Genomic DNA, 25612 nt, shown 5'->3' on the forward strand with positions numbered 1-25612 from the left:
GCCGGGCCCCGACCGCATCGGGACCGGAAGACGTACACGCACCCGACGACGGCGGCAGGGGCCCGGAGCCGGAGCAGGGGTCCGAAACCGGAGCAGGGGCCCGAAACCGGAGCAGGGAGGTGACGGTCCGCACGCCGCCTCCCCGGCGGAGGCCCCGCTCCCCGGCCCGGCAGAGGCGGCCGGCGACGGCATCGCCCGGCGAGCGAGGGCACCGCCCGCCCTCGACCAGCCCTGGCCCCGCCCTCGTCCGGCCCTCGCCCTGCCCTCGACCTCCACTTGACGCCACGTCACGAGCGCATCACGAATGCCCACTTGACACGGAAGGCGGTATTGCGGCCCCCGGTCACCCGGCGTAGACCTGAGCGCACGGGACCGGAAGACGCGGGAGAGGCGGGGCTCGGATGCGTAACGGCAGAACTCTTCGACTCGGGGTCGTGGCGGCGGCCGCCGTGCTCGCGGCCGCGGGCTGCACCGACGACGGCGGAGGCAAGGGCACCTCGCCCGGCACCTCGGCGCCGGGCAGCGCGCCAGGCGTTTCGCTGCCCTCCCTCAGGGGCGAGAAGATCGAGGTCGCCGCCGTCTGGACGGGCCCCGAACAGGCGAACTTCACCAAGGTCCTGAAGGAGTTCGAGAAGCGCACGGGCGCGACCGTCACCTTCGTGCCCGCCCAGGACCCGATCGTGAACTTCCTCGGCACGAAGATCGCCGGCGGCTCGCCGCCGGACGTGGCGATGCTGCCGCAGGTGGGCGCGATCCAGCAGGCCGCCGCGCAGAAGTGGCTCAAGCCGCTCGGCCCGGAGGCGAAGGCCCAGCTGGCGAAGAACTACTCGAAGGGCTGGCAGGACCTCGGCGCGGTCGACGGCACGTCGTACGGCGTCTACTTCAAGGCGGCCAACAAGTCCCTCGTCTGGTACAACACGGCGGCGTTCGACAACGCGGGCGCCAGCGAGCCGAAGTCCTGGAAGGACTTCCTCGCCACCGCCGAGACGATCTCCGCCTCGGGCGTCACGCCGGTGTCGGTCGGCGGCGCGGACGGCTGGACGCTGACCGACTGGTTCGAGAACGTCTACCTCTCCCAGGCGGGCCCGGAGAAGTACGACCAGCTGGCCAAGCACACCCTCAAGTGGACGGACCCGTCCGTCGCCCGGGCGCTCACCACCCTCGCCGAACTGTTCGGCAAGCCGAGCCTCCTCGCGGGCGGCACGAACGGCGCGCTGCAGACCGAGTTCCCGGTCTCCGTCACGCAGACGTTCACGGGCGGCGACCAGGCGAAGGCGGCGATGGTCTTCGAGGGCGACTTCTCGGCGGTGAACATCGCGGAGACCGGCGCGAAGATCGGCACGGACGCGAAGGTGTTCCCGTTCCCCGCCGTCGGGGACGGCGCCCAGCCGCCCGTGGTGACCGGCGGCGACGCGGCCGTGGCGCTGAAGGACACCAAGGGTGCGCAGGCCCTGCTGACCTTCCTCGCCTCGCCCGACGCGGCGCGGATCTGGGCGGCCGAGGGCGGTTTCCTGTCGCCCAACAAGGCGCTCGACCCGGCGGCCTACCCGAACGAGGTCCAGCGGAAGATCGCCACGTCGCTGATCGGCGCGGGCGACGCCTTCCGGTTCGACATGTCGGACCAGATGCCGCAGTCGTTCGGCGGGACGCCCGGGAAGGGCGAGTGGAAGGCGCTCCAGGACTTCCTGAAGAACCCCAAGGACGTGGCGGGCACCCAGGCCAGGCTGGAGGCCGAGGCGGCCAAGGCCTACAAGGGCTGACCGGTGGCCGGCGCCCGCAGCACCACCCGTACCGACGTCGGCGACGGACCGGGCCGGCCGCACCGGTCCGCCCGCGCCCCCGGCGCCCGGGGCTCCACCCGTACGCGCAGGACCGTCACGGCCGCGGCGTTCCTGCTCCCCGCCCTCGTCCTGCTCGGTGCGCTCGTCGTCTATCCGATCGGGTACTCGGTCCAGCGCTCCTTCTTCGACCGGTCCGGGGACTCCTTCGCGGGCCTGGACAACTACGTCACGCTGTTCACGGACGACACGATCCGCACCGCCGTCCGCAACAACCTGGTCTGGGTGGTGGTCGCCCCGGCCGTGGCGACCGCCCTCGGGCTGGTCTTCGCGGTGCTCACCGAACGGGTGCGCTGGGGGACGGCGTTCAAGCTGGTCGTCTTCATGCCGATGGCGATCTCGATGCTCGCCGCGGGGATCATCTTCCGGCTGGTGTACGAGCAGGACCCGGACCGCGGCGTGGCCAACGCCGTGTGGGTCGGGGTGCACGACACCTTCGCCGAGTCGTCCGGCTTCCCGCGTGCCCGCCCGCTGCCGGTGCACCCGCTGGAGGCGGCGGGCGGCGGGGCGTACGTCACCAAGACTCCGGTGCGCGGCGGGGAGCCGGTCGCTCTGCCGCTGATCGGCGTGCCGCCGGCGCAGATGCCCGAGGACGCCCGCCCGGCCCGCACGCCGGCCGCCACCGGCGACGGCGGCGGGATCTCCGGCACGGCGTGGCTGGACTTCACCCGGGGCGGCGGCGGGAAGCCGAACGCCGTCGACCCGAAGGAGCTCGGCCTCAAGGGGCTGCGCATCGAGGCCGTGAAGGAGGGCCGGGTGGTGGCCCGGGCGACGGCCGCCGCCGACGGCACCTTCACGCTGCCGGCCGCCGCCGACGGCGCGGTGCTGCGGCTGCCCGCGAGCAACTTCCGCGAGCAGTACAACGGTGTCTCGTGGCTCGGTCCGAGCCTCGTCACCCCGGCGATCATCGGCAGTTACGTGTGGATGTGGGCCGGGTTCGCGATGGTGCTGATCGCCGCCGGGCTCGCGGGCCTGCCGCGTGACGTCCTGGAGGCGGCCCGGGTCGACGGCGCGAACGAGTGGCAGGTGTTCCGCCGGATCACGGTCCCGCTGCTCGCGCCGGTCCTCGGCGTCGTCCTCGTCACCCTGATGATCAACGTCCTCAAGGTCTTCGACCTGGTCTTCATCATCGCGCCGGGCTCGGCGCAGGACGACGCGAACGTGCTCGCGCTCCAGCTGTACCGCTCGTCGTTCGGCACGGACGCGGACCTCGGCGTGGGTTCGGCGATCGCCGTGCTGCTCCTGCTGCTCGTCCTGCCGGTGATGGCGGTCAACATCCGCCGTATGCGAAGGGAGAACCGCAGATGACGTCCTTCGCCTCACGCGCGGCCGAGGGCACCGCCTCGCGGTCCGCCGCCCGCACGACCACGGGGACCGCCTCGCGCCTGGCCGCGCGGGCCGCCTCCGGCGCGGTGCGCGTCTTCCTCGTCCTGGTCGCGTTGTTCTGGCTGATGCCGACGGTCGGGCTGCTGCTGTCCTCGCTGCGCTCGCCCTCCGACATCGCCTCCAGCGGCTGGTGGCAGGTCTTCACCGCGCCGGCGCAGCTGACCACGGAGAACTACCGCGATCTGCTCGCGAACGACGCGATCACCGGTTCCCTCGTCTCCACGGTCCTGATCACCGTGCCGGCCACGCTCCTGGTGATCGTGATCGGCGCCTTCGCCGGCTACGCCTTCGCGTGGCTGGACTTCCCGGGCCGGGACTGGTGGTTCCTGCTGGTCGTGGCGCTCCTCGTGGTGCCGGTGCAGGTGGCGCTCGTGCCGGTGTCGAAGCTGTTCGGCGCGGTCGGGATCTTCGAGACGACGCTGGGCGTGGTGCTGTTCCACACGGCCTTCGGCCTGCCGTTCGCGATCTTCCTGCTGCGGAACTTCTTCGCGGAGATCCCGCGCGAGCTCCTCGAGGCGGCGCGGCTCGACGGGGCCGGCGAGATCCGGCTGTTCACCCGGGTGGTGCTGCCGCTGGGCGGCCCCGCGGTGGCCTCGCTGGGCATCTTCCAGTTCCTGTGGGTGTGGAACGACATGCTGGTGGCGCTGATCTTCGCGGACGCCCAGTCGCCGCCGGTCACGGTGGCGCTCCAGCAGCAGGTACGGCAGTTCGGCAACAACGTCGACGTGCTCGCGCCGGGCGCGTTCGTGTCGATGGTGATCCCGCTGCTCGTCTTCTTCGCCTTCCAGCGGCAGTTCGTGTCCGGGGTGATGGCGGGCGCGGTGAAGTGACCGCCGCCCGTGGGCCCCGGGCGGTGGGCGCGGCGATCGCCGGCTGGGTCGACCCGTGGGCTGGGCGCGGCGACTCACCGCCTGAGCCGACCCAGGCGGTGAGCGCGGCGACCGCCCCCGGGACGGCCTACGCCTTGAGCGCGGCGACCGCCGAGCGCGCCAGGTCGTCGAGGTAGTCCTCCGGCAGCTCGGTGCGCACCACCACGAGCCGCCAGTAGAGCGGGCCGACGACGAGGTCCAGGGCCCGGTCGGGGTCGGCGCCCTCGGGCAGTTCGCCGCGCCCGACGGCGGCGCGGACGACCTGGGCGACGACGCCCTGCTGCGGGTCGAGCAGGGCGGCCTTCAGGGTGTCGGCGATCTCGGGGTGCCGGGCGGCCTCGACGAGCAGGTCCGGGATGACCTGCGAGGCCACCGGGTGGCGCAGGGCGTGGGCGGCGACCTCCAGGAGCGCGCGGACGTCGCCGCGCAGGGAACCGGTGGCCGGGGTGGGCAGGCCCTGGACGGCGAGGGCGCCGACGAGGTCGAGGACCAGCGACAGCTTGGACTTCCAGCGCCGGTAGACGGCGGTCTTGCCGACCCCGGCGCGGCGGGCGATGCCTTCGATGGACATCCGGGCGAAGCCCACCGCGGCCAGTTCCTCGAAGACGGCGGCACGGATGGCCTCGGTGACGTCCTCCCGGAGCACGGCGGCTCCCGCGGGGGCGCGGCGAGGGGTTCCCGGGCTTCCGGCAGGTGTCGTCATGCACAGGATCTTAACCAGCGGTGACGCGCCGGGCCACGACACGACGAAACGGTTGCGTTCCGTCGCGCAAGCGTCCTACCCTCCACGTAGCGACGATACGGACCCGTTCCATCGAAAGCGACCCGAGTGACGACCCAGACCCCCACCCCCGCCCACGCCCGCACCTCCACCCCCGGGCACCCCCACACCCCCGCCGCCACCGACCCCGCCGCCCCGGCCCCGCCCTCCTCCGAGGAGCTGCGCGCCCTCGCCCTGCGCCACGGGCTCACCGTGACCGGCGCGCGCCCCTCGCTCCCCGCGTACGCGCGGCAGCTGTGGTCCCGGCGGGACTTCATCACCGCGTTCGCCACGGCCAAGCTGACGGCACAGTACAGCCGGGCGCGGCTCGGTCAGATCTGGCAGGTGATGACGCCGCTGCTCAACGCGGCCGTCTACTACGTGATCTTCGGCGTCCTCATGGACGTGCAGCGGGGAGTCCCGGACTACGTCCCGTTCCTGATCACCGGCGTCTTCGTGTGGACCTTCACCTCGCAGACGATCATGACCGGCACCCGCGCCGTCAGCGGCAACCTGGGCCTGGTCCGCGCCCTGCACTTCCCGCGCGCGAGCCTCCCGATCGCGCTCGCGCTCCAGCAGCTCCAGCAGCTGGTCTTCTCGCTCGGCGCGCTGGTCGTGATCCTCTTCTGCTTCGGCGAGTTCCCGCGGCCGAGCTGGCTCCTGGCGGTCCCCGCGCTGCTGCTGCAGACCCTGTTCAGCACCGGTCTCGCGCTGGCGATGGCCCGGCTGGCGGCCCGTACGCCGGACATCTCGCAGCTGATGCCGTTCGTGCTGCGCACCTGGATGTACGCCTCCGGGGTCATGTGGTCCATCGCCCACCTCACCCAGGACCGCGACCTGCCGCACGCGGTGGTCCTGGCGCTGCAGGCCAACCCCGCCGCCGTCTACATCGACCTGATGCGCTTCGCGCTCGTCGAGAGCTTCACCGGCGACCGGCTCCCGCCGCACGTGTGGGAGCTCGCCACCGGCTGGGCGCTGCTCGCCTTCGCCGGCGGCTTCATCTACTTCTGGAAGGCGGAGGAGACCTACGGCCGTGGCTGAACACGCACGCACGAACCCGGGCCCCCGGGGCCCCCACGATCCCGACGACCGTGAACCCACCGTCGTCGCCGACGGCGTCCACGTCACCTACACCGAGCGGGGCGGCAGCCGGAGCGTCCACGCGGTCAGGGGCGTCAGCTTCGCCGCGTACCGGGGCGAGGCGATCGGCCTGATCGGTTCGAACGGATCGGGCAAGTCCACCCTCCTCAAGGCCGTCGCCGGCCTGCTGCCCACCAGCGAGGGGCGGATCTACACCCGCGGCCGCCCGGCCCTGCTCGGGGTCAACGCGGCCCTGATGGGCGACCTGACCGGCGAGCGGAACGTCATCCTGGGCGGGCTCGCGATGGGCATGAGCCGAAGGGAGATCACCGCCCGCTACGCCGGCATCGTCGAGTTCTCCGGCATCAACGACAAGGACGAGCACGCCATCTCGCGCCCGATGCGCACCTACTCCTCCGGCATGGGCGCCCGGTTGCGGTTCTCCATCGCCGCCGCCCGCAGCCATGACGTCCTGCTCATCGACGAGGCCCTGGCCACCGGCGACGCGCCCTTCCGCCGTCGGAGCCGGCGGCGGATCGACGAGCTGCGCGCCGAGGCGGGCACGGTCTTCCTGGTCAGCCACTCGAACTCGACCATCACCGAGACCTGCGACCGGGCGCTGTGGCTGGAGGCCGGCACGCTGCGGATGGACGGCCCGGCGGACGAGGTGGTGGCGGCGTACGAACGCTTCACGGGCCACGTCACCGGAACGGCCGCCAAGACCGCAACAAAGGGTACATAGCGGACTACAGTGCGGTGGAGTGACGACCGATCCGCCCTCGCCCGACCCCATCCGCACCACCGGCCCGCCCCCGGACGGAGCCGCCCTCGCCGGTGCCGAGCCGGCGCCACCGGGCGCCGCCCGTGCCGAGTCGCCGCCGCCGGCCCTCACCCGCTCGCCCTTCGAGTCGGAGACCTTCACCTCCGCCACCTTCGTGACCGTCGGCAGCGGGCCGCTGCTCGCCCTCGCCGCCGTCTGGGTGCTCACCCGTGCCGGGATGCTGCTGCTCCTGGTCCGCGACGGCCTCGGCATCGGCGGCGTCGCCAGCGAGGTGTACGGGCTCTACCGGCACTGGTACGGCCAGTTCGCCGACGGCACCTTCCCGCCCGGCGACGTCACCTGGCAGTACCCGCCCGGCGCGGGCCTGGTCATCATGTCGCCGGGCGCCCTGCCCTGGCTCACCTACTTCCAGGCCTTCGTCCTCCTCGCCCTGCTCGCCGACGCCGCGGTCACCGCCGCGCTCGCCCGCGCCGACAGCGCCCGGCTCACCCACGGCGCCTGGTACTGGGCCCTCGGCCTGCCGCTGCTCCTGCACATCCCGCTCGCCCGCTACGACGTGCAGACCACCGCCCTCGCCGTCCTCTCGCTGCTCGCCCTCGGCTCCCGCTCCGCCACCGCCCACCGGATCGGCGGCGTGCTCGCCGGCATCGGCGCCATGGTCAAGGTCTGGCCCGCGCTCGCCCTGATCGGCACCCCGCGCGGCCGCACCACCCGCGAGGCCTGGACCGCCGCGGCGGTCAGCGCCGTGAGCCTGCTGGCCGTCCTCGCCCTGCTCTTCGCCGAGCCCCTCGGCTTCCTGCGCCAGCAGGGCCACCGCGGCGTCCAGATCGAGTCGCTCGGCGGCACCGGGCTCGCCCTCGCCAGGGCGGCCGGCATCTGGCCGGGCACCACCCAGTTCCGCTACGGCGCCTTCGAGTACGTCGGCCCGTACGTCTCCACCGTCGGCCACCTGGCGCTGTTCCTGACCGCCGCCGCCTTCATCTGGCTGCTGTTCTGGCGGATCAGGGCCGGCCGCTGGACCGAGGCCACCCCGTACGACGCGGCCCTCGCGGCCGTCCTGCTGTTCACCGTCACCAGCCGGGTGATCAGCCCCCAGTACATGATCTGGCTGCTCGGCCTGGCCGCCGTCTGCCTCACCTCCCGCCGCACGGTCATGCGCCCGGTCGCCCTGCTTCTCCTGCCGGCCGCGGCCCTCAGCTCCCTCGCGTACCCGGTGCTCTACCTGGACGTCGTCGCCGGCACCTGGCAGGGCCTCACCGTGATGGCGCTGCGCAACGCGCTGCTCCTCGCCGCGGCGGTGCTCGCCGCGCGCCGCCTGTGGACGTGCACGGTCACCTCGTGACAGACCTCCGGGGCCACCCCGCGAGACAAGGGGGCGCCCCCGCCGGTTCGTACCGGCGGGGGCGCCCCTTGTCCGTAGGACGGATCAGCTGTGCGCACGGAGCAGCGAGCGCATGGTCCGCATGGCGACCGACAGGTTCGCCAGGTCGAAGTCGTCCGAGCCCTGGATCTCCTCCAGGGTCGTGCGCGCCCGGCCCAGGATCGCCGCGTTGTCCTCCTCCCACGCCTTGAAGCGCTGCTCCGGCGTGGAGGTGCCGTTACCGGCCGCGAGGACGTCCGAGGTGAGCGCGGCGTGCGCGGCGAAGAGGTCCTCGCGGATGGAGGCACGGGCCATCGACTGCCAGCGGTCGGCACGCGGCAGCTCGATGATCCGGTCCATCAGGTCGGTGATCCGCAGCCGGTCGGCCAGGTCGTAGTAGACCTCGGCGACCGCCAGCGGGTCCTTGCCGGTGCGGTCCGCGATCGCGACGATGTCGAGCGTCGGGAAGGCGGAGGAGAACCCGGCCACGCGCAGCGCCAGCTCCTCCGGGACGCCGACGCCGGTCAGCTCCTCCAGGATCGACTGGTACCACTCCAGGTCCGCGCCGCGCAGCAGCTGCGGCAGCTTCTCCCAGACCTGCTCGACCCGGTCCGCGAAGAACTCGATGGTCTCGCCGATCTGGAGCGGCTGCGGCCGGTTGTTGAGCAGCCAGCGGGTGCCGCGCTCGACCAGACGGCGCGAGTGCAGCCGCATCCGGGTCTGGAACTCGGCCGCGACCCTGTTGTCGAGGGACTCGACGGCGTCCCAGACCTCGCCCAGGCGGAAGATCACGCGGGCCGCGGTCTGCGCGCGGACGATCTCCTCGATCGACGCGCCGGACTCCTCGCGGAGGCGGTGCAGGAAGGTCGAGCCACCGGTGTTGACGGTGTCGTTGACCAGGACCGTGGTGACGATCTCCCGGCGCAGCGGGTGGGTGTCGACGGCCTCGGTGAACTTCTCGCGCAGCTGCGTCGGGAAGTACGCGTGGAGCAGCCCGCGCAGGTACGGGTCGTCGGGCAGGTCCGTGCCGATCAGCTCGTCGGCCACCGTGATCTTGGTGTACGCGAGGAGGACGGCGAGCTCCGGCTGGCTCAGGCCGCGGCCGCTGTTGAGCAGCTCGCGGATCTGCCGGTCGTTGGGCAGGAACTCCAGCGAGCGGTCGAGCGCCCCGTCGCGGCCCAGGCGGCGCATGAAGCGCTGGTGGGCGTGGAGCAGGGACGGCGACTGGGCGACGGCGTTGGCCAGGGCCGTGTTCTGCGCGTAGTTGTTGCGCAGCACGAGCGCGCCGACCTCGTCCGTCATCTCGGCGAGGATCTTGTTGCGCTGCTTGACGGTCATGTCGCCCTCGGCGACCAGACCGTTGAGCAGGATCTTGATGTTGACCTCGTGGTCGGAGGTGTCCACGCCGGCGCTGTTGTCGATGGCGTCGGTGTTGACCTTGCCGCCCGCGCCCTCGGGTCCGCCGGAGCGGGCGAACTCGATGCGGCCCAGCTGGGTCGCGCCGAGGTTGCCGCCCTCGCCGATGACCTTGGCGCGGACGTCCTGGCCGTCGACCCGGATGGCGTCGTTGGCCTTGTCGCCGACGTCCGCGTTGGACTCGGCGGAGGACTTCACGTACGTGCCGATGCCGCCGTTCCACAGCAGGTCGACGGGCGACTGCAGGATCGCCTTCATCAGCTCGGCCGGGGTCAGCTTGGTGACGCCGGCCTCGATGCCGAGGGCGGCCCGCATCTGCGCGTTGACCGGGATCGACTTGGCGGTACGCGGGTGGATGCCGCCGCCGGCCGAGAGCAGCTCGGTGTTGTAGTCGGCCCAGGACGAGCGGGGCAGCTCGAACAGACGGCGGCGCTCGGCGTACGAGGTGGCCGCGTCCGGGTTCGGGTCGATGAAGATGTGGCGGTGGTCGAAGGCCGCGACGAGCCGGATGTGCTCGGAGAGCAGCATGCCGTTGCCGAAGACGTCGCCGGACATGTCGCCGACGCCGACGACGGTGAAGTCCTGGGTCTGGGTGTCGTGGCCCAGCTCGCGGAAGTGCCGCTTGACCGACTCCCAGGCACCGCGGGCGGTGATGCCCATGCCCTTGTGGTCGTAGCCGGCCGAGCCGCCGGAGGCGAAGGCGTCGCCCAGCCAGAAGCCGTACGACTCCGCGACGCCGTTGGCGATGTCGGAGAAGGTCGCGGTGCCCTTGTCGGCGGCGACGACCAGGTAGGTGTCGTCCTCGTCGTGGCGGACCACGTCGACCGGGGGCACGACCTCGCCGGCGACCAGGTTGTCGGTGATGTCGAGGAGCGCCGAGATGAAGGTCTTGTACGAGGCGATGCCCTCGGCCATCCACGCGTCACGGTCGAGCGACGGGTCCGGGAGCTGCTTGGCGACGAAACCGCCCTTGGCGCCGACCGGCACGATGACCGTGTTCTTCACCATCTGCGCCTTGACCAGGCCGAGGATCTCGGTACGGAAGTCCTCGCGGCGGTCGGACCAGCGCAGGCCGCCTCGGGCGACCTTGCCGAAGCGCAGGTGGACGCCCTCGACGCGCGGCGAGTACACCCAGATCTCGAAGGCCGGGCGCGGCGCCGGCAGGTCGGGGATGGCCTGCGGGTCGAACTTCATCGACACGTACGGGTGCCGCTTCCCGTCCGCCGCCTTCTGGAAGAAGTTGGTCCGCAGCGTCGCCTTGATGACGGTGAGGAAGGAGCGCAGGATGCGGTCCTCGTCGAGGGAGGCGACCTGGTCGAGGGCGCCGTCCAGCTCCTCCAGGAGCCCGTCGATCAGCTCGGTGCCGGCGCGCTGGCGCTCCGGCGCCATGCGGGCCTCGAAGAGGGAGACGAGCAGCCGGGTGGTGTGGACGTTGTTGCGGAGGGTGTCCTCCATGTAGTCCTGGCTGAACGTCGAACCGGCCTGGCGCAGGTACTTCGCGTAGGCGCGCAGCACCATCGCCTCGCGCCAGGTGAGCCCGGCGGACAGGACGAGCGAGTTGAAGTTGTCGTTCTCGGCCTCGCCGGTCCAGGTGGCGGCGAAGGCCTCCTGGAAGCGCTCGCGGGCGTCGTCGCCGAGGTAGTCGCCGCCGTTGCCGGCCGTCAGCGGCATCCGCAGGCCGAAGTCGTAGATCCAGGCGTGGGTGCGGTCGGCGCAGCGCAGCTCGTACGGGCGCTCGTCGGTGACCTCGACGCCGAGCCGGTTGAGGACCGGGAGCACGGCGGACAGCGAGATCTGCTCGCCCGTCTTGTAGATCTTGAAGCGGCGCTCGCCGGTGCCCGAGGCGACCGGCTCGTACAGGGAGAGCGCGAAGTCCTTGCCGCTGTCGGCCAGGGCCTCCAGGTGGCACAGGTCGGCGACGGCGGCGCGCGGCGAGTGGTCGGCCTTGTAGCCCTCGGGGAAGGCGTTGCCGTAGCGGCGGAGCAGCTCGGCGGCGCGCTCCTCGCCCAGCTCGGCGTTGAGCGCCTCGCCGAAGCCGTCGGCCCAGGAACGGGCGGCGTCGGCGAGCCGGGCCTCGATGCGGTCGACGTCCGCCTCGGTCAGCTTGCTGAGCGCGGTGCCGGGCTCGACGCGGATGACGAAGTGCAGACGGGACAGGATCGACTCGGTGTTCCAGGCCGTGAAGTCGACGCTGGTGCCGTTCAGCTCCTCCTTGAGGAGGTCGATGATCCGCAGCCGGACGCGCGTGGTGTAGCGGTCGCGCGGCAGGTAGACGAGGGCCGAGTAGTAGCGGCCGTACTCGTCCTGGCGCAGGTAGAGCCGCAGGCGCCGCCGCTCCTGGAGGTACAGGACGCTGGTGACGATGGACTGCAGCTCGTCGACCGGGGTCTGGAAGAGCTCGTCGCGCGGGTAGGTCTCCAGGATCTGGAGCAGGTCGCGGCCGTCGTGGCTGCTCGGCGAGAAGCCGGCGCCCTCGAGGACCTCCTGGACCTTGCGCTTGACGACGGGGACGCGGCGCACGGACTCGGTGTAGGCGGCCGAGGAGAAGAGTCCCAGGAACCGCCGCTCGCCGATGACGTTGCCCTCGGCGTCGAACTTCTTCACACCGACGTAGTCGAGGTACGAGGGCCGGTGCACGGTCGCCCGGCTGTTGGCCTTCGTCAGGATCAGGAGCTTGTGCTCGCGCGCCTTGGCGCGGGCGTCGGCCGGCAGCCGGCTGAAGGACGGCGAGACCGGGTGGGCGTGGTGGTCGTCGCCGCTGTGGTGCGGGTCGGAGCGCAGGATGCCGAGGCCGGTGCCGGGCACGGCGGCCAGGGCGTCACCGTTGACCAGCTCGTACTCGCGGTAGCCGAGGAAGGTGAAGTGGTCGTCGGACAGCCAGCGCAGCAGCTCGCGGGCCTCCTCGACCTCGGTGGGCCGCAGGTCGGAGGCGGTGGGCTCGTCCGCCAGGCCGTCGGCGATGCGCAGCGCGGCGTCGCGCATCTTCTCCCAGTCCTCGACGGCCTCGCGGACGTCGGACAGGACGCGCAGCAGGTCGTTGGTGATCTGCTTGAGGTCGGCCTTGTCGGTCTCGCGGTCGATCTCGACGTGGATCCAGGACTCGGTCAGCGCGTCGTGCGGCAGCTCGCCCTTGGGCTCCTTGGCGAGCACCTCGATGAGCTTGCCGGTCACGTCACGGCGGACCATGACCTGCGGGTGGATGACGACGTGGATGCCGCGCCCCTGGCGCGACAGCTCGTTCGTCACGGAGTCGACGAGGAAGGGCATGTCGTCGGTGACGACCTCGACGACGGAGTGGCTGCAGGTCCAGCCGTTCTCCTCCACCGTCGGGGTGTGGACGCGGACGTTCGCGGTGCCCTGCGGGCGGTTCTCCGCCAGCCGGTAGTGCGAGAGCGCGGCACCGAAGACGTCGACGGGATCGCGGTCGGCCAGGTCCTCGGGCGCGGTGTGCAGGTAGTAGCGCTGGAGGTAGTCGAGCACGGTCGCGTGGTCCGGACGCTTCCCGTTGTCCGGCCCTGTCGGAAGTCGCCCCCCGACCGGGCTGTTCTCAGCTACCCGGGCGGCCCGATCGAGCAGCTCGGCCTTGGCTTCGTCCAGCTTGGTCTGCATGTCCTCTGACTCCTGTCGCGCGCCGTTGCGTGACGTCGGTGGAAGAAAGGACACAACGCCACGACGCGGTGGTACCGGTCGAAAGAGACGTTATGCCGCGATGAGAGATGCCGGGGCGCTTCTCGGCCACCCGGCGGGAATCGGCGTACGCACTCTCGGCCCGGCCGCTGCGGCGGACCGGACGGAAGCCGGGGGCTGCGCTGCCCCCTCGGCGTATCGCGCTGATCACGCTAGAAGCCTATCGCTGTTGACCCCCCGGCCGTCATGAGCCTTATGTGTACAAAAGCGGGGCGGGAAGTTTGACACTGTGGACAGCGACGAATGTTTCCCCGGGGCACACACCGACATCAGGGAACTGACGGATCTGGGAGTCGCCATGGCGAAGATCTTGATCGTGACCGGGGACGCGGCGGAGTCGCTGGAGGTGTTGTACCCGTACCAGCGGCTCCTCGAAGAGGGGTACGAGGTCGACATCGCGGCCCCGTCCCGCAAGCAGCTCCGCTTCGTGGTCCACGACTTCGAGCCGGGCTACGACACGTACACGGAGAAGCCCGGCTACACCTGGCCCGCCGACCTGGCCTTCTCGGAGGTCGACCCCGGCGAGTACGTGGCGGTCGTCGTCCCGGGCGGCCGCGCTCCGGAGTACCTCCGCAACGACCCGGAGCTTCGCAAGATCCTCAAGTCCTTCTTCGACGCCGACAAGCCGGTCGCCCAGATCTGCCACGGCCCCCTCCTGACCGCCGCCCTGGGCTCCCTGGAGGGCCGCCGCGTCACGGCGTACCCCGCCCTCGAACTCGACATGCAGGCGGCGGGCGCGTCCTTCCAGGACACGGAGGCCGTGGTCGACGGCCGCCTGGTCTCGTCCCGGGCGTGGCCGGACCACCCGAGCTGGATGAGGGAGTTCCTGAAGGTGCTGAGGGAGACGAAGGCGTAGGGGTCGCGAGGGCGCCGGGCCTGGGCGAGGCCTGAGCGACCCGGCGCCTCGTCGCGACCCGTCTCTCGGCGCTCTCCCGCTCCCCGGCTTCCCCGCTCTCGCGCTGTCCCGCTCTCGCGCCGAAGGCCCTCGTGGACGCCCTGATCGCCTTGGACGTCCTGGTCGCCTTGGACGTCCTGGTTGCCCTGGTCGCCCTGGCCGCCCTGGTCGTCCTAGACCAGCTCGTCGGCGACGGCGACGGCCTCGGCGAGCGAGTCGACGACCGGCACGCCCACCCGTTCCAGCGATGCCCGGCTGTGCGAGCCGCCGGTGTACAGCACCGCCTTCGCGCCCACGTGGGCCGCCGCCACCGCGTCGTCCGCCGCGTCGCCGATGACCACGATCCGCTCCGCCGGCACGTTCTCCAGCGCGGCCAGGTGCCGCACCATGTGCCCGGACTTGCCGTCCGTGGAGTTGCCGACCCGGCCGTCCATCCGTACGAACCGCTCGGCGATGCCGTGCCGCCGCACCAGCGGTATCAGCTCGGCGTGCGGCGCGAGCGAGAGCAGCGACTGCGTGAACCCGGACGCCTGCCGCGCCGCCAGCAGCTCCGCCGCACCGTTGGTGAGCCCGCAGTCGTCGGCACGCAGCCAGTAGTGGCGGTGGAAGGCGTCGTCCATGACGAGCCATTCCTCCTCGGTGGGCAGCCGTCCCATCAGCCGTTCGTAGAACTTCGGAACGGGCACGGTGTACAGCTCCCGGTACCGGTCCAGGGTGATCGGTTCGAGCCCGAGCTCGGCGAACGCCGCGTTGGTGGCGCCGATGACCGCGGCGATGTCGTCGAGCAGAGTGCCGTTCCAGTCCCAGACCAGATGCTTCGCGTGCTTCCCCATGGGAAGCCACCGTACCGGCCGGGCCGGACACTCCCGCGGCTGTTCGCCTCAGCCGAGCAGGGAGGGGATCTCCTGCACGCCGTACCAGAGCAGCTCGTGGTCCTCGGCGCCGTCGACGACGAACCGGGCGTCGTCGTCGCCCTGGTCCGCCGCCCCGAGCGCGTCCGCGGCGGCGGAGACGTCCGCCTCGGCGTCGTCGGCGTCGGCGTGCACGGCCGCGGCCTTGGCCAGCGGCACGGCGCCGGCGATCCGCACCTCGCCGAGCGCACTCGCGTCGAGCCCGCGGTCGGGGTCGACGACGGCGTCCTTGTCGGGTACGTCGACGGCGACGACGACCCGGCGGCGCGCGGCCCCGGGGTCACCGGCGAGCAGCCGGAGCGAGGCGGCGGCGGCGCGGTTGAGGGCGGCGTACTCGAGCTCCTCGATGTCGTCGGAGACGTACCACTCGCGCAGGGCGGGGGTGACGGCGTAGGCGGTGAGCGGTCCGGGACCGAGCTCGCCCGCCTTGTGCGCCTGTGCGAGACCGGGAAGGGTCAGGGGGACGTACACGCGCATGGCTGGCCGCTTTCGTAGTCGGAGACGCCCTCAGGATACGTGCGGGGCCCCCGCCCGGGGCCCCCGGCCCGGGTCCCGCTACGGCCCCCTCGCCCCCCGGCGTCCCCCTGATAGGTGAACCTCTCCGCGTCACCGTCGGGTGCCGACCTCCGCTTGCCGGTCCGGCGGGCGAACCCGTACAAGATCCCCGACGAAAGTTACCGACCGGTACATCCCGGTGACTCAACGCGACGAACGGGGATCCGCATGACCACCCACCCACGCACCGCACCACGCCGCCCCTCCGGCCCGTCCGGCCCCGCCGGCACCCACCCGCGCGGCCGCGCCGGCGCCGCACCGCGCCGCCTGCTCCCGCCGCACGTCATGTTCGCGGAGCGGCTGCTCGCGGTCCTGAGCGGGGAACGGCCGGTGCACTGGATGCTCGGCCACACCATCGGCGAGGCGTACGAGCAGCTCGTCCAGCTCGCGCCGGCCACCCCGCTCCGCTCCCCCGGCCCCCGCCCGGTCCTGCGCCGCTGCACGGCCCACCTGCCGGGTCACGACATGGCCGTCGAGGCCTTCGCCACCATCGCCACGGGCGACCGCGTCCGCGCCATGGCCTTCCGCCTCGAACGCGGCCCCGACCACCGCTGGCGCTGCGCAGCCGTAGAACTCGACGGCCTCCCTCCGGGCCCGCACCCGGGCCTGTCACGCCCGTAGGGGCATCTGGGGGCGCTGGGCGTAAGGGCGGCCGGGCCCTGCACCGAGGGGGCCGCCCGGCCCGCAGGGGGTGCGGGATCGGCCAGAGGTGGGGCGAGGAGTCCGGGAGGCCGGAGCAGCGAGAGCGCCGCCTGAGGCGGACGCCGGCCGCAGGGACGCGTGGGCGCCCCTGCGACGGAGCCCCGCCACGAGACCCGGGCTTAGGGCGGGGTCCCATGTGTGACCCCGCCCAGCCCGCAGAGGGAGGGGGCGCCCCAGGCCGACGTCCGCCACGGCACCCGCGATCAGAGCGCCCCGGCGGCCCTACGCCCCGGCCCCGGGCTCTGCCCTGGGTGCCGCCGAGCGGCCGCAGGGACACGTGGGCGGCCGCTGCGGGCGGCGTCCCGCCACCGCACCCCCGAGGCTAGGAGCGGCCCTCCCACCCGGGAGCCCGCCCAGCCCGCAGGGGCGTCTCGCGGCTCCGGAGGTCGGGCCCCGCCACGGCACTCGCCGCCAGAGCGCCTGGCGCCCCTCAAGCCCGCCCGGGCGGGCGGAGGGCGCTCGTACCGGCCCTGGAAACCCCAGGGACCTCATGGCGGCGCGGGACCGTCTGGGGCGGTGCTGGCCCGGGCGCGAGGCGGACGCGGGGCAAGGCGGGCGCAGGGCAGGCGCGAGGCGGGCCCGGACGCGAGGCGGGCGCAGGGCAGGCGCGAGGCGGGCCCGGACGCGAGGCGGACGCGGGGCAGGGGCGAGGCGGGCCCGGACGCGAGGCGGACGCGGGGCAGGGGCGGGCGCAGGGCAGGGTCGGGCGCAGGGCAGGCGCGAGGCGGGCCCAGACGCGAGGCGGGCGCAGGGCAGGGGCGGGCGCAGGGCAGGCGCGAGGCGGGCCCAGACGCGAGGCGGGCCCGGGCGGCCCGCCCCCCCCCACGAGCCGGAAGCTCCCCCGCAGGGCCGATCAGGTCTCCAAGGGCGCCGAGGGCGCCCAGGGCAGCTCGGATCGCTCGCCCTGGCCCTGGCCCTGGCCCCTGCCCCGCCCTGGCCCGGGCCGGGGCCCCAGAGCCAGGGCCCCAGGGCCGGGCCGGGGCAGGGCCGGGCCGGGGCAGGGCAGGGCAGGGCAGGGCCGGGCAGGCCGCCCGCCCGCCCCGCCGGCCTCGGCGTCAACCCGAGGCGCCCGTCGCACCCCGCCCCCGTCACACGAAAGGGGCCGGTCGCCCAGGCGACCGGCCCCTTTTCGGCATGCGCGCTCGACGCGCGCCGTGCGCTACTTCTTGCGGCGGCGGCCGCCCGCGTTCTTCTGGGCCTTGCGGCGCTCCGCGCGCGTCATGCCGTCGCCCGCGTCGGCCGCGCCGCCGTCGGAGACGAAGTCGCCCTCGACGACCGAGCCGTCACCGTCGACCTTCGGCGCGGAGAAGTGCAGGCGGTCCGGACGCTGCGGGGCGTCGAGGCCCTTCGCGCGGATCTCCGGGCGGCCGTTCGAGCCCGCCGCGACGGCGTCCTTCTCCAGGGACGGCGCCGCGTCCTGCACCGGGACCTCCTCGACCTGCTGCTCGACCTGGACCTCCAGGTTGAACAGGTAGCCGACGGACTCCTCCTTGATGCCCTCCATCATCGCGGTGAACATGTCGAAGCCCTCGCGCTGGTACTCGACCAGCGGGTCCTTCTGCGCCATGGCGCGCAGGCCGATGCCCTCCTGGAGGTAGTCCATCTCGTAGAGGTGCTCGCGCCACTTGCGGTCCAGGACCGACAGGACCACGCGCCGCTCCAGCTCACGCATGATCTCCGAGCCGAGCTGCTTCTCACGCGCGTCGTACTGCTCGTGGATGTCGTCCTTGATGGACTCGGCGATGAACTCGGCGGTGATGCCGGCCCGGTCGCCCGCCGCGTCCTCCAGCTCCTCCACGGTGACCTTCACCGGGTAGAGCTGCTTGAACGCGCTCCACAGCCGGTCCAGGTCCCACTCCTCCGCGAAGCCCTCGGCGGTCTCCTGGCGGATGTAGTCGTCGATCGTGTCGTCCATGAAGTGGCGGATCTGCTCGTGCAGGTCCTCGCCCTCCAGGACGCGGCGGCGCTCGCCGTAGATGACCTCGCGCTGCCGGTTGAGGACCTCGTCGTACTTCAGGACGTTCTTGCGGGTCTCGAAGTTCTGGCTCTCGACCTGGCCCTGCGCGGAGGCGATGGCGCGGGTGACCATCTTGTTCTCGATCGGCACGTCGTCCGGCACGTTCGCCATCGCCATCACGCGCTCGACCATGGCCGCCTTGAACAGGCGCATCAGGTCGTCGCCGAGCGACAGGTAGAAGCGGGACTCGCCGGGGTCGCCCTGACGGCCGGAACGACCGCGGAGCTGGTTGTCGATACGGCGGGACTCGTGGCGCTCGGTGCCCAGGACGTACAGACCGCCGAGCTCCTTGACCTCCTCGAACTCCGCCTTCACGGCCTTCTCGGCGCGCTCCAGGGCGCCCGGAAGCGCCGCGGCCCACTCCTCGACGTGCTCGACCGGGTCGAGGCCCGCCTGGCGCAGCTCCGCCTCGGCGAGGTCGTCGGGGTTGCCGCCGAGCTTGATGTCCGTACCACGGCCGGCCATGTTCGTGGCGACGGTGACGGCGCCCCTGCGGCCCGCCTGCGCGACGATCGCGGCCTCGCGCTCGTGGTGCTTGGCGTTGAGCACCTCGTGCGGCACGCCGCGCTTGCTGAGCTGCTGCGACAGGTACTCGGACTTCTCGACCGAGGTGGTGCCGACGAGGACCGGCTGGCCCTTCTCGTGCTTCTCCGCGATGTCGTCGACGACGGCGGCGAACTTGGCGACCTCGGTCCGGTAGATCAGGTCCGGCTGGTCCTTGCGCTGCATGGGCTTGTTCGTCGGGATCGGGACGACGCCCAGCTTGTAGATCTGGTGGAACTCGGCCGCCTCGGTCATGGCCGTACCGGTCATGCCGGAGAGCTTGTCGTAGAGGCGGAAGAAGTTCTGGAGGGTGATCGTGGCGAGGGTCTGGTTCTCGTCCTTGATCGGCACGCCCTCCTTGGCCTCGATGGCCTGGTGCATGCCCTCGTTGTAGCGGCGGCCGGCGAGGATACGGCCGGTGTGCTCGTCGACGATCATGACCTCGCCGTCGATGACGACGTAGTCCTTGTCCTTCTTGAACAGTTCCTTGGCCTTGATGGCGTTGTTCAGGTAACCGACGAGCGGCGTGTTGACCGACTCGTACAGGTTGTCGATGCCCAGCCAGTCCTCGACCTTGGCGACGCCGGACTCGTGGATGCCGACGGTGCGCTTCTTCTCGTCGACCTCGTAGTCGCCGGTCTCCTCGATGCCCTTGAGCGGGTTGCCGGGCTCGCCCTTGGTGAGGCGGGTGACCAGCTTCGCGAAGTCGCCGTACCACTTGGTGGCCTGGTCGGCCGGGCCGGAGATGATCAGCGGCGTACGGGCCTCGTCGACGAGGATCGAGTCGACCTCGTCGACGCACGCGTAGTTGTGGCCGCGCTGGACGAGCTCCTCCTGGGACCACGCCATGTTGTCGCGCAGGTAGTCGAAGCCGAACTCGTTGTTCGTGCCGTACGTGATGTCGCAGGCGTACTGCTCGCGGCGCTGGGCCGGCGTCATGTTGGCGAGGATGCAGCCGACCTTGAGGCCGAGGAAGCGGTGGACCCGGCCCATCATCTCGGAGTCGCGCTCGGCCAGGTAGTCGTTCACCGTGATCAGGTGCACGCCCTTGCCGGACAGCGCGTTCAGGTACGCCGGGAGCGTGCCGACGAGGGTCTTGCCCTCACCGGTCTTCATCTCGGCGACGTAGCCGAGGTGGAGCGCGGCACCGCCCATGATCTGGACGTCGTAGTGGCGCTGGCCCAGGACACGCTTGGCGGCCTCACGGACCGTGGCGAACGCCTCGGGCAGCAGGTCGTCGAGGCTCTCGCCGTCCTCGTACCGCTGCTTGTACTCGTCCGTGAGCGCCCGCAACTCGGCGTCGGAGAGGTTGACGAAATCCTCTTCGATGGAGTTGACCTGGTCCGCAATGCGGTGCAGTTTGCGCAGGATCTTGCCTTCGCCTGCACGCATGAGCTTGTTGAAGACGGACACTGAGGCTGGTCTCCTTGCCGGTCGGGCCTGGCACTGGGTCTTGTCATGACTCGGGCGCGGGCACGGCAGGTGGTCCCCACCGCAACGGCCATCGTAAGCGAGACCGCCCTCGCGGAGGGAGGCCCGCAGTGCCGGAGCGGTGCGGCCGCGGTGCCGAGGGCCCCGCTGCCGCCCGTGACACCTCGCTCAAGAGAGAACGCTCGAGGGCGCCGGAAGGTGCCGCCTCTCCCGAAAAGTGTTCGCATCCGCCCGGGCGGGTCACCAGAATTCCGTCATGGAGCCCATCACTCTCACCACCGACCGCCTGCGCCTGCGCCCGTTCACCTCCGATGACGTGGACGCCGTGACCGCCGCCTGCCAGGACCCCGACATCCAGCGCTGGACCCAGGTCCCCTCCCCGTACACGCGCGAGGACGCCGACTTCTTCGTGAACCGCCTCATGCCGGACGGCTGGCGCGAGGACGGGGAGTACGGCTTCGCCGTCGAGCCGCTGGAGGGCGGCCCGCTGGTGGCCGCCGCCGGTCTGCACGCCAAGGGCCCGGGCGTCCGGGAGGTCGGCTTCTGGCTGGTCAAGGAGCACCGCGGCCACGGCTACATGACGGAGGTCGTCGACGCCCTCGCCCGCTGGGCCTTCACCTCCCTCGACGTCCACCGGCTGGTGTGGCGCGCCGAGGTCGGCAACGCGCCGTCGCGTGCCGTCGCCGAGCGGGCCGGTTTCACCATGGAGGGCGTCGAGCGGGCCGGCCTGCCCAACAAGGGCACGGTCCGTGACGGCTGGGTCGCCTCCCTGCTCCCGTCCGACCTGGGCCTCCCCTCGCCGCTGCCCTACCTCCCGGCGAAGGCCGACGCGGAGGCCTGAGAGGCGGGCCCGAGCAGACGGACCCGGGTGGGCGTGGCGGGCGTGAGCGGGCCGGCCTGAGCGGGCAGGGCTTGAGCAGGCACGGCCTGGGCGGGGGGCGCGGGCGGGCAGGGCCCGGGTGCGCGGGTGGCCGGGTGCGCGGGTGGCCGGGTGCGCGGGTGGCCGGGCTCGCTTCCGGCGGCGCCGGGGGCGGGGGCGGAGGGCTTCACGAATCGCCGGCACGCTGTCAGTGCCGCCGTCTAGGGTCGGGATCATGACGACCGCCCCGCGCCCCGCAGCCGAACTGTCCGCCGACGAAGCCCGCCGGATCGCCCTGCGGGCCCAGGGGTTCCTCGGAGCGCCCGACCGGCGGGCCGGTGTCCGGGGCGTGCTGCGCCACCTCGGCCAGGTCCAGCTGGACACCATCTCGGTGCTGGCCCGCTCGCACGAGCTGATTCCGTACGCGCGCCTGGGCGCGGTGGGCCGCCGTACCGTCGAGGACGCGTACTGGACCGACGGCCACGCGTTCGAGTACTGGTCGCACGCCGCCTGCATCCTGCCCGTCGAGGAGTGGCCGCACTTCGCCTTCCGCCGCCGCGCCTACCGCGACCGCCCGCACTGGTCCCACGAGCTGTCGGACGGCGCGTACGAGGCGGTGATCGCCCAGCTCCGGGCCGAGGGCCCGCAGACCGCGACCGAGCTCGGCGGCGCCAAGAACAAGGGCGAGTGGTGGGACTGGTCGGATTCGAAGATCGCCGTCGAGCGGGCGCTGATGTACGGCGAGGTGGTGGTCACCGAGCGGCGCGGCTGGAAGCGGGTGTACGACCTGGCCGAGCGGGCGATCCCGGACGCGCTGCTGCACGACGACATGGACGACACGGAGTGTCTGCGCCGGCTCGTGCGGCAGGCGGGCGAGGCCCTCGGCGTCGGCACGCGCGCGGACATCGCCGACTACCACCGGATCAAGGGCGAAGCCTTCGACGCGGTGGTGACGGACTCGGGCCTGGTCCCGGTGACGGTGGCGGGCTGGGGAAAGCCGGCCTGGGCCGATCCCGCGGCGCTCGCGACCGAGCCGCGCGGCCGGCACCGCACGACGCTGCTCTCGCCGTTCGACTCGCTGATCTGGGAGCGTCCCCGCACCGAGCGCATCTTCGGCTTCACGCACCGCCTGGAGGCCTACGTACCGAAGCCGAAGCGGGTGTACGGGTACTTCGCGATGCCCGTCCTGGCCGGCGGCCGCCTCGTGGGCCGCGTGGACCCGGCGCGGGACGGCCGGACGCTGGTCGCCCGGCAGGTCACCCTGGACGGGCCCAAGGCGGTGCCCGCGGTGGCCCAGGCGTTGCGCGAGGCCGCGGAGTGGGTGGGCTGCGACGCGGTGGCGGTGGAGCGGGTGGACGCCCCGGAGCTGGCGCCCGAGCTGGTGAAGGCCCTCGGCTGACGGCCGGCCCGGGCCGGGCGGAAGCCGGCGACCTCAGGTCAGCGATGTGGGGTCGGCAATGTCAGGTCGGCAATGTCAGGTCGGCGACGTCAGGTCGGCGACGTCAGGTCAGCGAGGTCAGCGGATCTCGAGGATCTTCTCCCGCATCGCGTAGACGACCGCCTCCATCCGGGAGTGCAGCTGCAGCTTCTCCAGGATGTTGCGGACGTGGTTCTTCACGGTGTTCTCGGAGATGAACAGCTCCTTGGCGATGTCCCGGTTGTTCATCCCGGTCGCGACGAGCTTGAGGACCTCCAGCTCGCGGTCGGTCAGCCGGGGCGCGGGCACCAGCCTGCGCTCGTCGGTGCGCTGGATCATCGACTTGAACTCGGTGAGCAGCTTCGACGCCATCGACGGGCTGATCTGCGACTGGCCGTCGGCGACGGCCCGGATCGCGGTGGCGACCTCGTCGGTGGAGATCTCCTTCAGGAGGTAGCCGGTCGCGCCCGCCTTGATCGCGTCGTAGAGGTCGGCCTCCTCGTCGCTGATCGTCAGCATGATGATCTTCGCGCTGGGGGCGACCTCCTTGATGGAGGTGCAGGCCTCGATTCCGCCCCGCTTGGGCATCCGGACGTCCATCAGGACGATGTCGGGCAGAAGATCGGCCGCTTTGTCGACGGCTTCGGCGCCGTCACCCGCCTCGCCGACGACCTGGATGTCCTCTTCCTGGGCGAGGACGATCTCCAGACCGCGACGGAAAAGGGCGTGATCGTCCACGACAAGGACCCGGATCGGCTCGTCTCTTGACGCACCGTTGGCCGAATCCATTCCCTCCGGGTTCATCGTGCCGTCGAGCCCTCGCCCGCTGTGCACCGGCCCGAAGCCGTCCGCCATCGTTCCTCCCCCTGAAGGCCGTGGCCTGAAGTCGTGTACTGGTTTCGCTATAGTCCCCAACCGCTGCTCGGGGAGCACCGGTTGGCGTGCACGCCATGATTTCATGCCCCGGCGCCCAAGCGGCGATCCCGTGGGCGCACATGGGCGCACAGGGGTGCCCCTGGGAGCGCGCGGGGCGCTTCAGGGGCACCGTGTCATGGTCTTTGGCCGGGGCACGGCCCGGGGCGATCAGCCGCCGAGCGCGCCGCCCGCGCCGCCACCCTGGGCGAGCGGGTCGCTCTCGAGGTGGATGACGCCGTAGTCGTACGCGTGCCGCCGGTAGACGACACTCGGCTGCTTGGTGTCGGAGTCGATGAAGAGATAGAAGTCGTGCCCGACCAGCTCCATTTCGTAGAGCGCCTGGTCGAGGCTCATGGGGGCGGCCGTGTGGGTCTTCTCCCGGACCACCAGCGGCCCTTCACCCTGTACCTCGATCGTGCCCATCATCGTGGTGGGGACGTTCTCGCCCTCGTCGGCGACCAGCTGGCCACTGCCGTTGAGCTGGGCGGCGCCGTGCACCACGTCGCCGACCTCGGCGGCCGACAGCCTGCCGGCGCCGCGGCGGGTGAACCGCTTGTCGTGCTGCTTGCGCAGTCGCGCCTCGAGCTTGCCGTGGGCGAGGTCCAGCGCTGCGTACGGGTCGCCTGCTGCCGCCTCCGCCCGGATCACCGGGCCTCGGGAATGGACGGTGATCTCCACGCGGTCGGACCGGTCGGCCTGCCGCGGGTTGGTCTCCTTGGACACCTCGACGTCGAGGCTGATCACCTTGCCGTCGAGCTTCTGGATCTTCTCCAGGTTCAGCTTCTCGGCCACGTGCTTCCGGAACCGCTCGGGCACCTCGGTCTTGCGGCCCTTGACGACGATGTCCACGCAGAACTCCGTTCCCGGATCGCTCGACCCGGCTCCTTGGCCGGCGAGCTTCTCCCTTTGCACCAGACTCCGGCGATTACCGGAGTCTCGGACTTGGCGACCTGACCTCCTCCTCCCCAGCCGACAAGCTCCCCACCCCACCAACCCGAGGTTAATTCGCCCTGAACTCCTGTCCTGTAGGCGCACCCGTGCATTCGGTGAGGCGTGGCATTCGCCATTCCTCACAACCGAACATAGCTCGTTCGGACGGGTGTCGGCACCCGCTGGAGCCAGTTACCTCCGTTCGGGTGTTTTCACCTCTCACCACCTGCAACGATGCAACTTCCCGGAGAGTTCCTGTTTATTTCGAACGAGGACGGAGAAGATGCGATCACCGCTGCTGCCGGCCGTTCGAAAAGCCCTTCCGCCGCACCTCCCTTCGGGGCGTCCGCTAATCCGGGAAACATGAACGGACGATGTACGGCGTCCGCGCCGGAAGCCTCCGCCATGCCCTCGCTCTCGCCCGCCCTCATGCCCTCCCCCGCGGCCTGTGCCGCGAGCGCCGCCGTGACCGCTCGCGCCGCCTCCGCGAGTGACGCACCGGTGGTCATGAGGTCGTCCACGAGCACCACGCGACCGCCCGCCCGCACGGCCTCGCCGAGCAGCCGCCCGCCGCCCGTGGTCACCTCCAGGGCCCCGGCCAGGTTCGCGAGCCGTTCCCGCGCCCCCAGCCCCGACTGATCCGCCACCGCCCGGCGCTGCCGCAGCACCGGAAGGAGCCGAGCCGCCCGTCCCGTACGCCGCAGCCGCCCGGCCGCCACCAGCGCGGCCCGCCGCGTCGGATCATGGCCACGCGCCCGTACGGAGCGCCGCGAGGACGGCACCGGTACGAGGAGCAGGGAACGGCCTCCGGTCGCGCCCAGGCCCCCGGCGGCGGCCGTCACGGCCCCGGCCAGCGCCGAGCCCAGGGGTCCGGCGAGCGGCAGCGCGCCCCGCTCCTTGTGGGCGAGGAGCAGCGCCCGCACCCCGCCCTCGTACGGCGCCGCCGCGTACACAACGGGCAGGCCCGCAGGCTCGGGCGACGGCCGCACACGGCGCGGCCCCGACCCGGTCAGCTCGTCCTCGCACGACGGGCACAGCGCCGTACGGGGTCTCCCGCAGCCTCCGCAGGAGACCGGCAGCACCAGCCCGGCGACCTCTCGCCACCACCCCCGCATGGCTCCACTGTCCTCCACCGAGGGCCCTCCGGCCACCCCTGTGGACAACGCCCTGTGGACAACAACCGGAGCCGACGGAAGGCGACAAGCGGAGACGCAGACGCGCCTCACACATGCGTCACACAGACGCCATCGTGCGGACGCC

General features: G+C 72.1%; 18 protein-coding genes. 10 read left to right on the forward strand and 8 right to left on the reverse strand.

The genetic code is table 11. The features are described from left to right. Positions 1-401 precede the first annotated feature (401 nt). The 3 genes from ACFY8W_RS30645 to ACFY8W_RS30655 are packed head-to-tail and all read left to right on the forward strand — an operon-like array spanning position 402 to position 4054. Complete coding sequence (locus ACFY8W_RS30645) at positions 402-1760, forward strand: extracellular solute-binding protein (protein ID WP_391112127.1); 1359 nt, start codon at positions 402-404, stop codon at positions 1758-1760. Positions 1761-1763: 3 nt separating this feature from the next. Continuing rightward, on the forward strand, positions 1764-3146 hold the full coding sequence (locus ACFY8W_RS30650) for an ABC transporter permease subunit (protein ID WP_391112130.1): 1383 nt from the start codon (positions 1764-1766) through the stop codon (positions 3144-3146). Continuing rightward, the gene (locus tag ACFY8W_RS30655) at positions 3143-4054 is read left to right on the forward strand and encodes an ABC transporter permease subunit (RefSeq protein WP_391112133.1); all 912 of its coding nucleotides are present in this window, start codon (positions 3143-3145) and stop codon (positions 4052-4054) included. The genes ACFY8W_RS30650 and ACFY8W_RS30655 overlap by 4 nt, the downstream gene beginning before the upstream one ends. A 127-nt stretch (positions 4055-4181) precedes the next feature. Here the strand turns inward: ACFY8W_RS30655 and ACFY8W_RS30660 are convergent, their stop codons facing one another. Continuing rightward, positions 4182-4796, reverse strand: coding sequence for a TetR/AcrR family transcriptional regulator C-terminal ligand-binding domain-containing protein (locus ACFY8W_RS30660; protein WP_391112136.1), 615 nt, complete (start codon positions 4794-4796; stop codon positions 4182-4184). A 126-nt stretch (positions 4797-4922) separates the two neighbouring features. On the opposite strand from ACFY8W_RS30660, the gene ACFY8W_RS30665 reads away from it, so the two are divergent. The 3 genes from ACFY8W_RS30665 to ACFY8W_RS30675 all read left to right on the forward strand — a co-directional run bounded on the left by ACFY8W_RS30665 (position 4923) and on the right by ACFY8W_RS30675 (position 8056). Then, positions 4923-5894 (forward strand): ABC transporter permease, encoded by a 972-nt coding sequence (locus ACFY8W_RS30665; RefSeq protein ID WP_391112138.1) that lies wholly within the window; start codon positions 4923-4925, stop codon positions 5892-5894. Then, positions 5887-6675 (forward strand): ATP-binding cassette domain-containing protein, encoded by a 789-nt coding sequence (locus ACFY8W_RS30670; RefSeq protein WP_391112141.1) that lies wholly within the window; start codon positions 5887-5889, stop codon positions 6673-6675. The genes ACFY8W_RS30665 and ACFY8W_RS30670 overlap by 8 nt, the downstream gene beginning before the upstream one ends. A 193-nt stretch (positions 6676-6868) precedes the next feature. Next, positions 6869-8056 carry a glycosyltransferase 87 family protein gene (locus ACFY8W_RS30675; RefSeq protein WP_391112257.1) on the forward strand — a complete coding sequence of 396 codons (1188 nt, stop codon included), beginning with the start codon at positions 6869-6871 and terminating at the stop codon, positions 8054-8056. Between the two features lie 84 nt (positions 8057-8140). On the opposite strand, the gene ACFY8W_RS30680 is transcribed toward ACFY8W_RS30675, so the two are convergent. Continuing rightward, positions 8141-13099 carry an NAD-glutamate dehydrogenase domain-containing protein gene (locus ACFY8W_RS30680; RefSeq protein ID WP_391112144.1) on the reverse strand — a complete coding sequence of 1653 codons (4959 nt, stop codon included), beginning with the start codon at positions 13097-13099 and terminating at the stop codon, positions 8141-8143. Positions 13100-13475: 376 nt separating this feature from the next. Here ACFY8W_RS30680 and ACFY8W_RS30685 point away from each other — a divergent pair, with 376 nt between their 5' ends. Continuing rightward, complete coding sequence (locus ACFY8W_RS30685) at positions 13476-14033, forward strand: DJ-1/PfpI/YhbO family deglycase/protease (protein WP_391112146.1); 558 nt, start codon at positions 13476-13478, stop codon at positions 14031-14033. Positions 14034-14245: 212 nt separating this feature from the next. Here ACFY8W_RS30685 and ACFY8W_RS30690 read toward each other — a convergent pair whose 3' ends face one another. After that, entirely contained in the window at positions 14246-14905 is a 660-nt protein-coding gene (locus ACFY8W_RS30690; protein ID WP_391112149.1) for an HAD family hydrolase, read from the reverse strand. 48 nt (positions 14906-14953) lie between these two features. Next, positions 14954-15460, reverse strand: a complete 507-nt coding sequence (locus tag ACFY8W_RS30695) for a DUF6912 family protein (RefSeq protein ID WP_391112152.1) — start codon at positions 15458-15460, stop codon at positions 14954-14956. A 246-nt stretch (positions 15461-15706) separates the two neighbouring features. Between ACFY8W_RS30695 and ACFY8W_RS30700 the strand changes: the two genes are divergently transcribed. Continuing rightward, on the forward strand, positions 15707-16159 hold the full coding sequence (locus ACFY8W_RS30700; protein ID WP_391112156.1) for an Rv3235 family protein: 453 nt from the start codon (positions 15707-15709) through the stop codon (positions 16157-16159). 1240 nt (positions 16160-17399) lie between these two features. Here the strand turns inward: ACFY8W_RS30700 and secA are convergent. Beyond that, complete coding sequence (gene secA, locus ACFY8W_RS30705) at positions 17400-20213, reverse strand: preprotein translocase subunit SecA (protein WP_391112158.1); 2814 nt, start codon at positions 20211-20213, stop codon at positions 17400-17402. A 274-nt stretch (positions 20214-20487) separates the two neighbouring features. On the opposite strand from secA, the gene ACFY8W_RS30710 reads away from it, so the two are divergent. Together ACFY8W_RS30710 and ACFY8W_RS30715 are read left to right on the forward strand one after the other, a co-directional pair. After that, positions 20488-21072, forward strand: coding sequence for a GNAT family N-acetyltransferase (locus ACFY8W_RS30710; RefSeq protein ID WP_391112163.1), 585 nt, complete (start codon positions 20488-20490; stop codon positions 21070-21072). 253 nt (positions 21073-21325) lie between these two features. Beyond that, positions 21326-22489 (forward strand): DNA glycosylase AlkZ-like family protein, encoded by a 1164-nt coding sequence (locus ACFY8W_RS30715; protein ID WP_391112165.1) that lies wholly within the window; start codon positions 21326-21328, stop codon positions 22487-22489. Positions 22490-22606: 117 nt separating this feature from the next. On the opposite strand, the gene ACFY8W_RS30720 is transcribed toward ACFY8W_RS30715, so the two are convergent. The 3 genes from ACFY8W_RS30720 to ACFY8W_RS30730 all read right to left on the reverse strand — a co-directional run bounded on the left by ACFY8W_RS30720 (position 22607) and on the right by ACFY8W_RS30730 (position 25467). Further along, positions 22607-23362: a response regulator gene (locus ACFY8W_RS30720; RefSeq protein WP_386864344.1), complete on the reverse strand. Its 756-nt coding sequence runs from the start codon at positions 23360-23362 to the stop codon at positions 22607-22609. Between the two features lie 228 nt (positions 23363-23590). Next, positions 23591-24271 carry a ribosome hibernation-promoting factor, HPF/YfiA family gene (gene hpf, locus ACFY8W_RS30725; protein WP_391112169.1) on the reverse strand — a complete coding sequence of 227 codons (681 nt, stop codon included), beginning with the start codon at positions 24269-24271 and terminating at the stop codon, positions 23591-23593. Positions 24272-24564: 293 nt separating this feature from the next. Further along, entirely contained in the window at positions 24565-25467 is a 903-nt protein-coding gene (locus ACFY8W_RS30730; RefSeq protein ID WP_391112171.1) for a ComF family protein, read from the reverse strand. Between the last annotated feature and the right edge of the window lie 145 nt (positions 25468-25612).

The organism is Streptomyces sp. NPDC012637 (genome assembly GCF_042954805.1).
GTDB lineage: Bacteria > Actinomycetota > Actinomycetes > Streptomycetales > Streptomycetaceae > Streptomyces.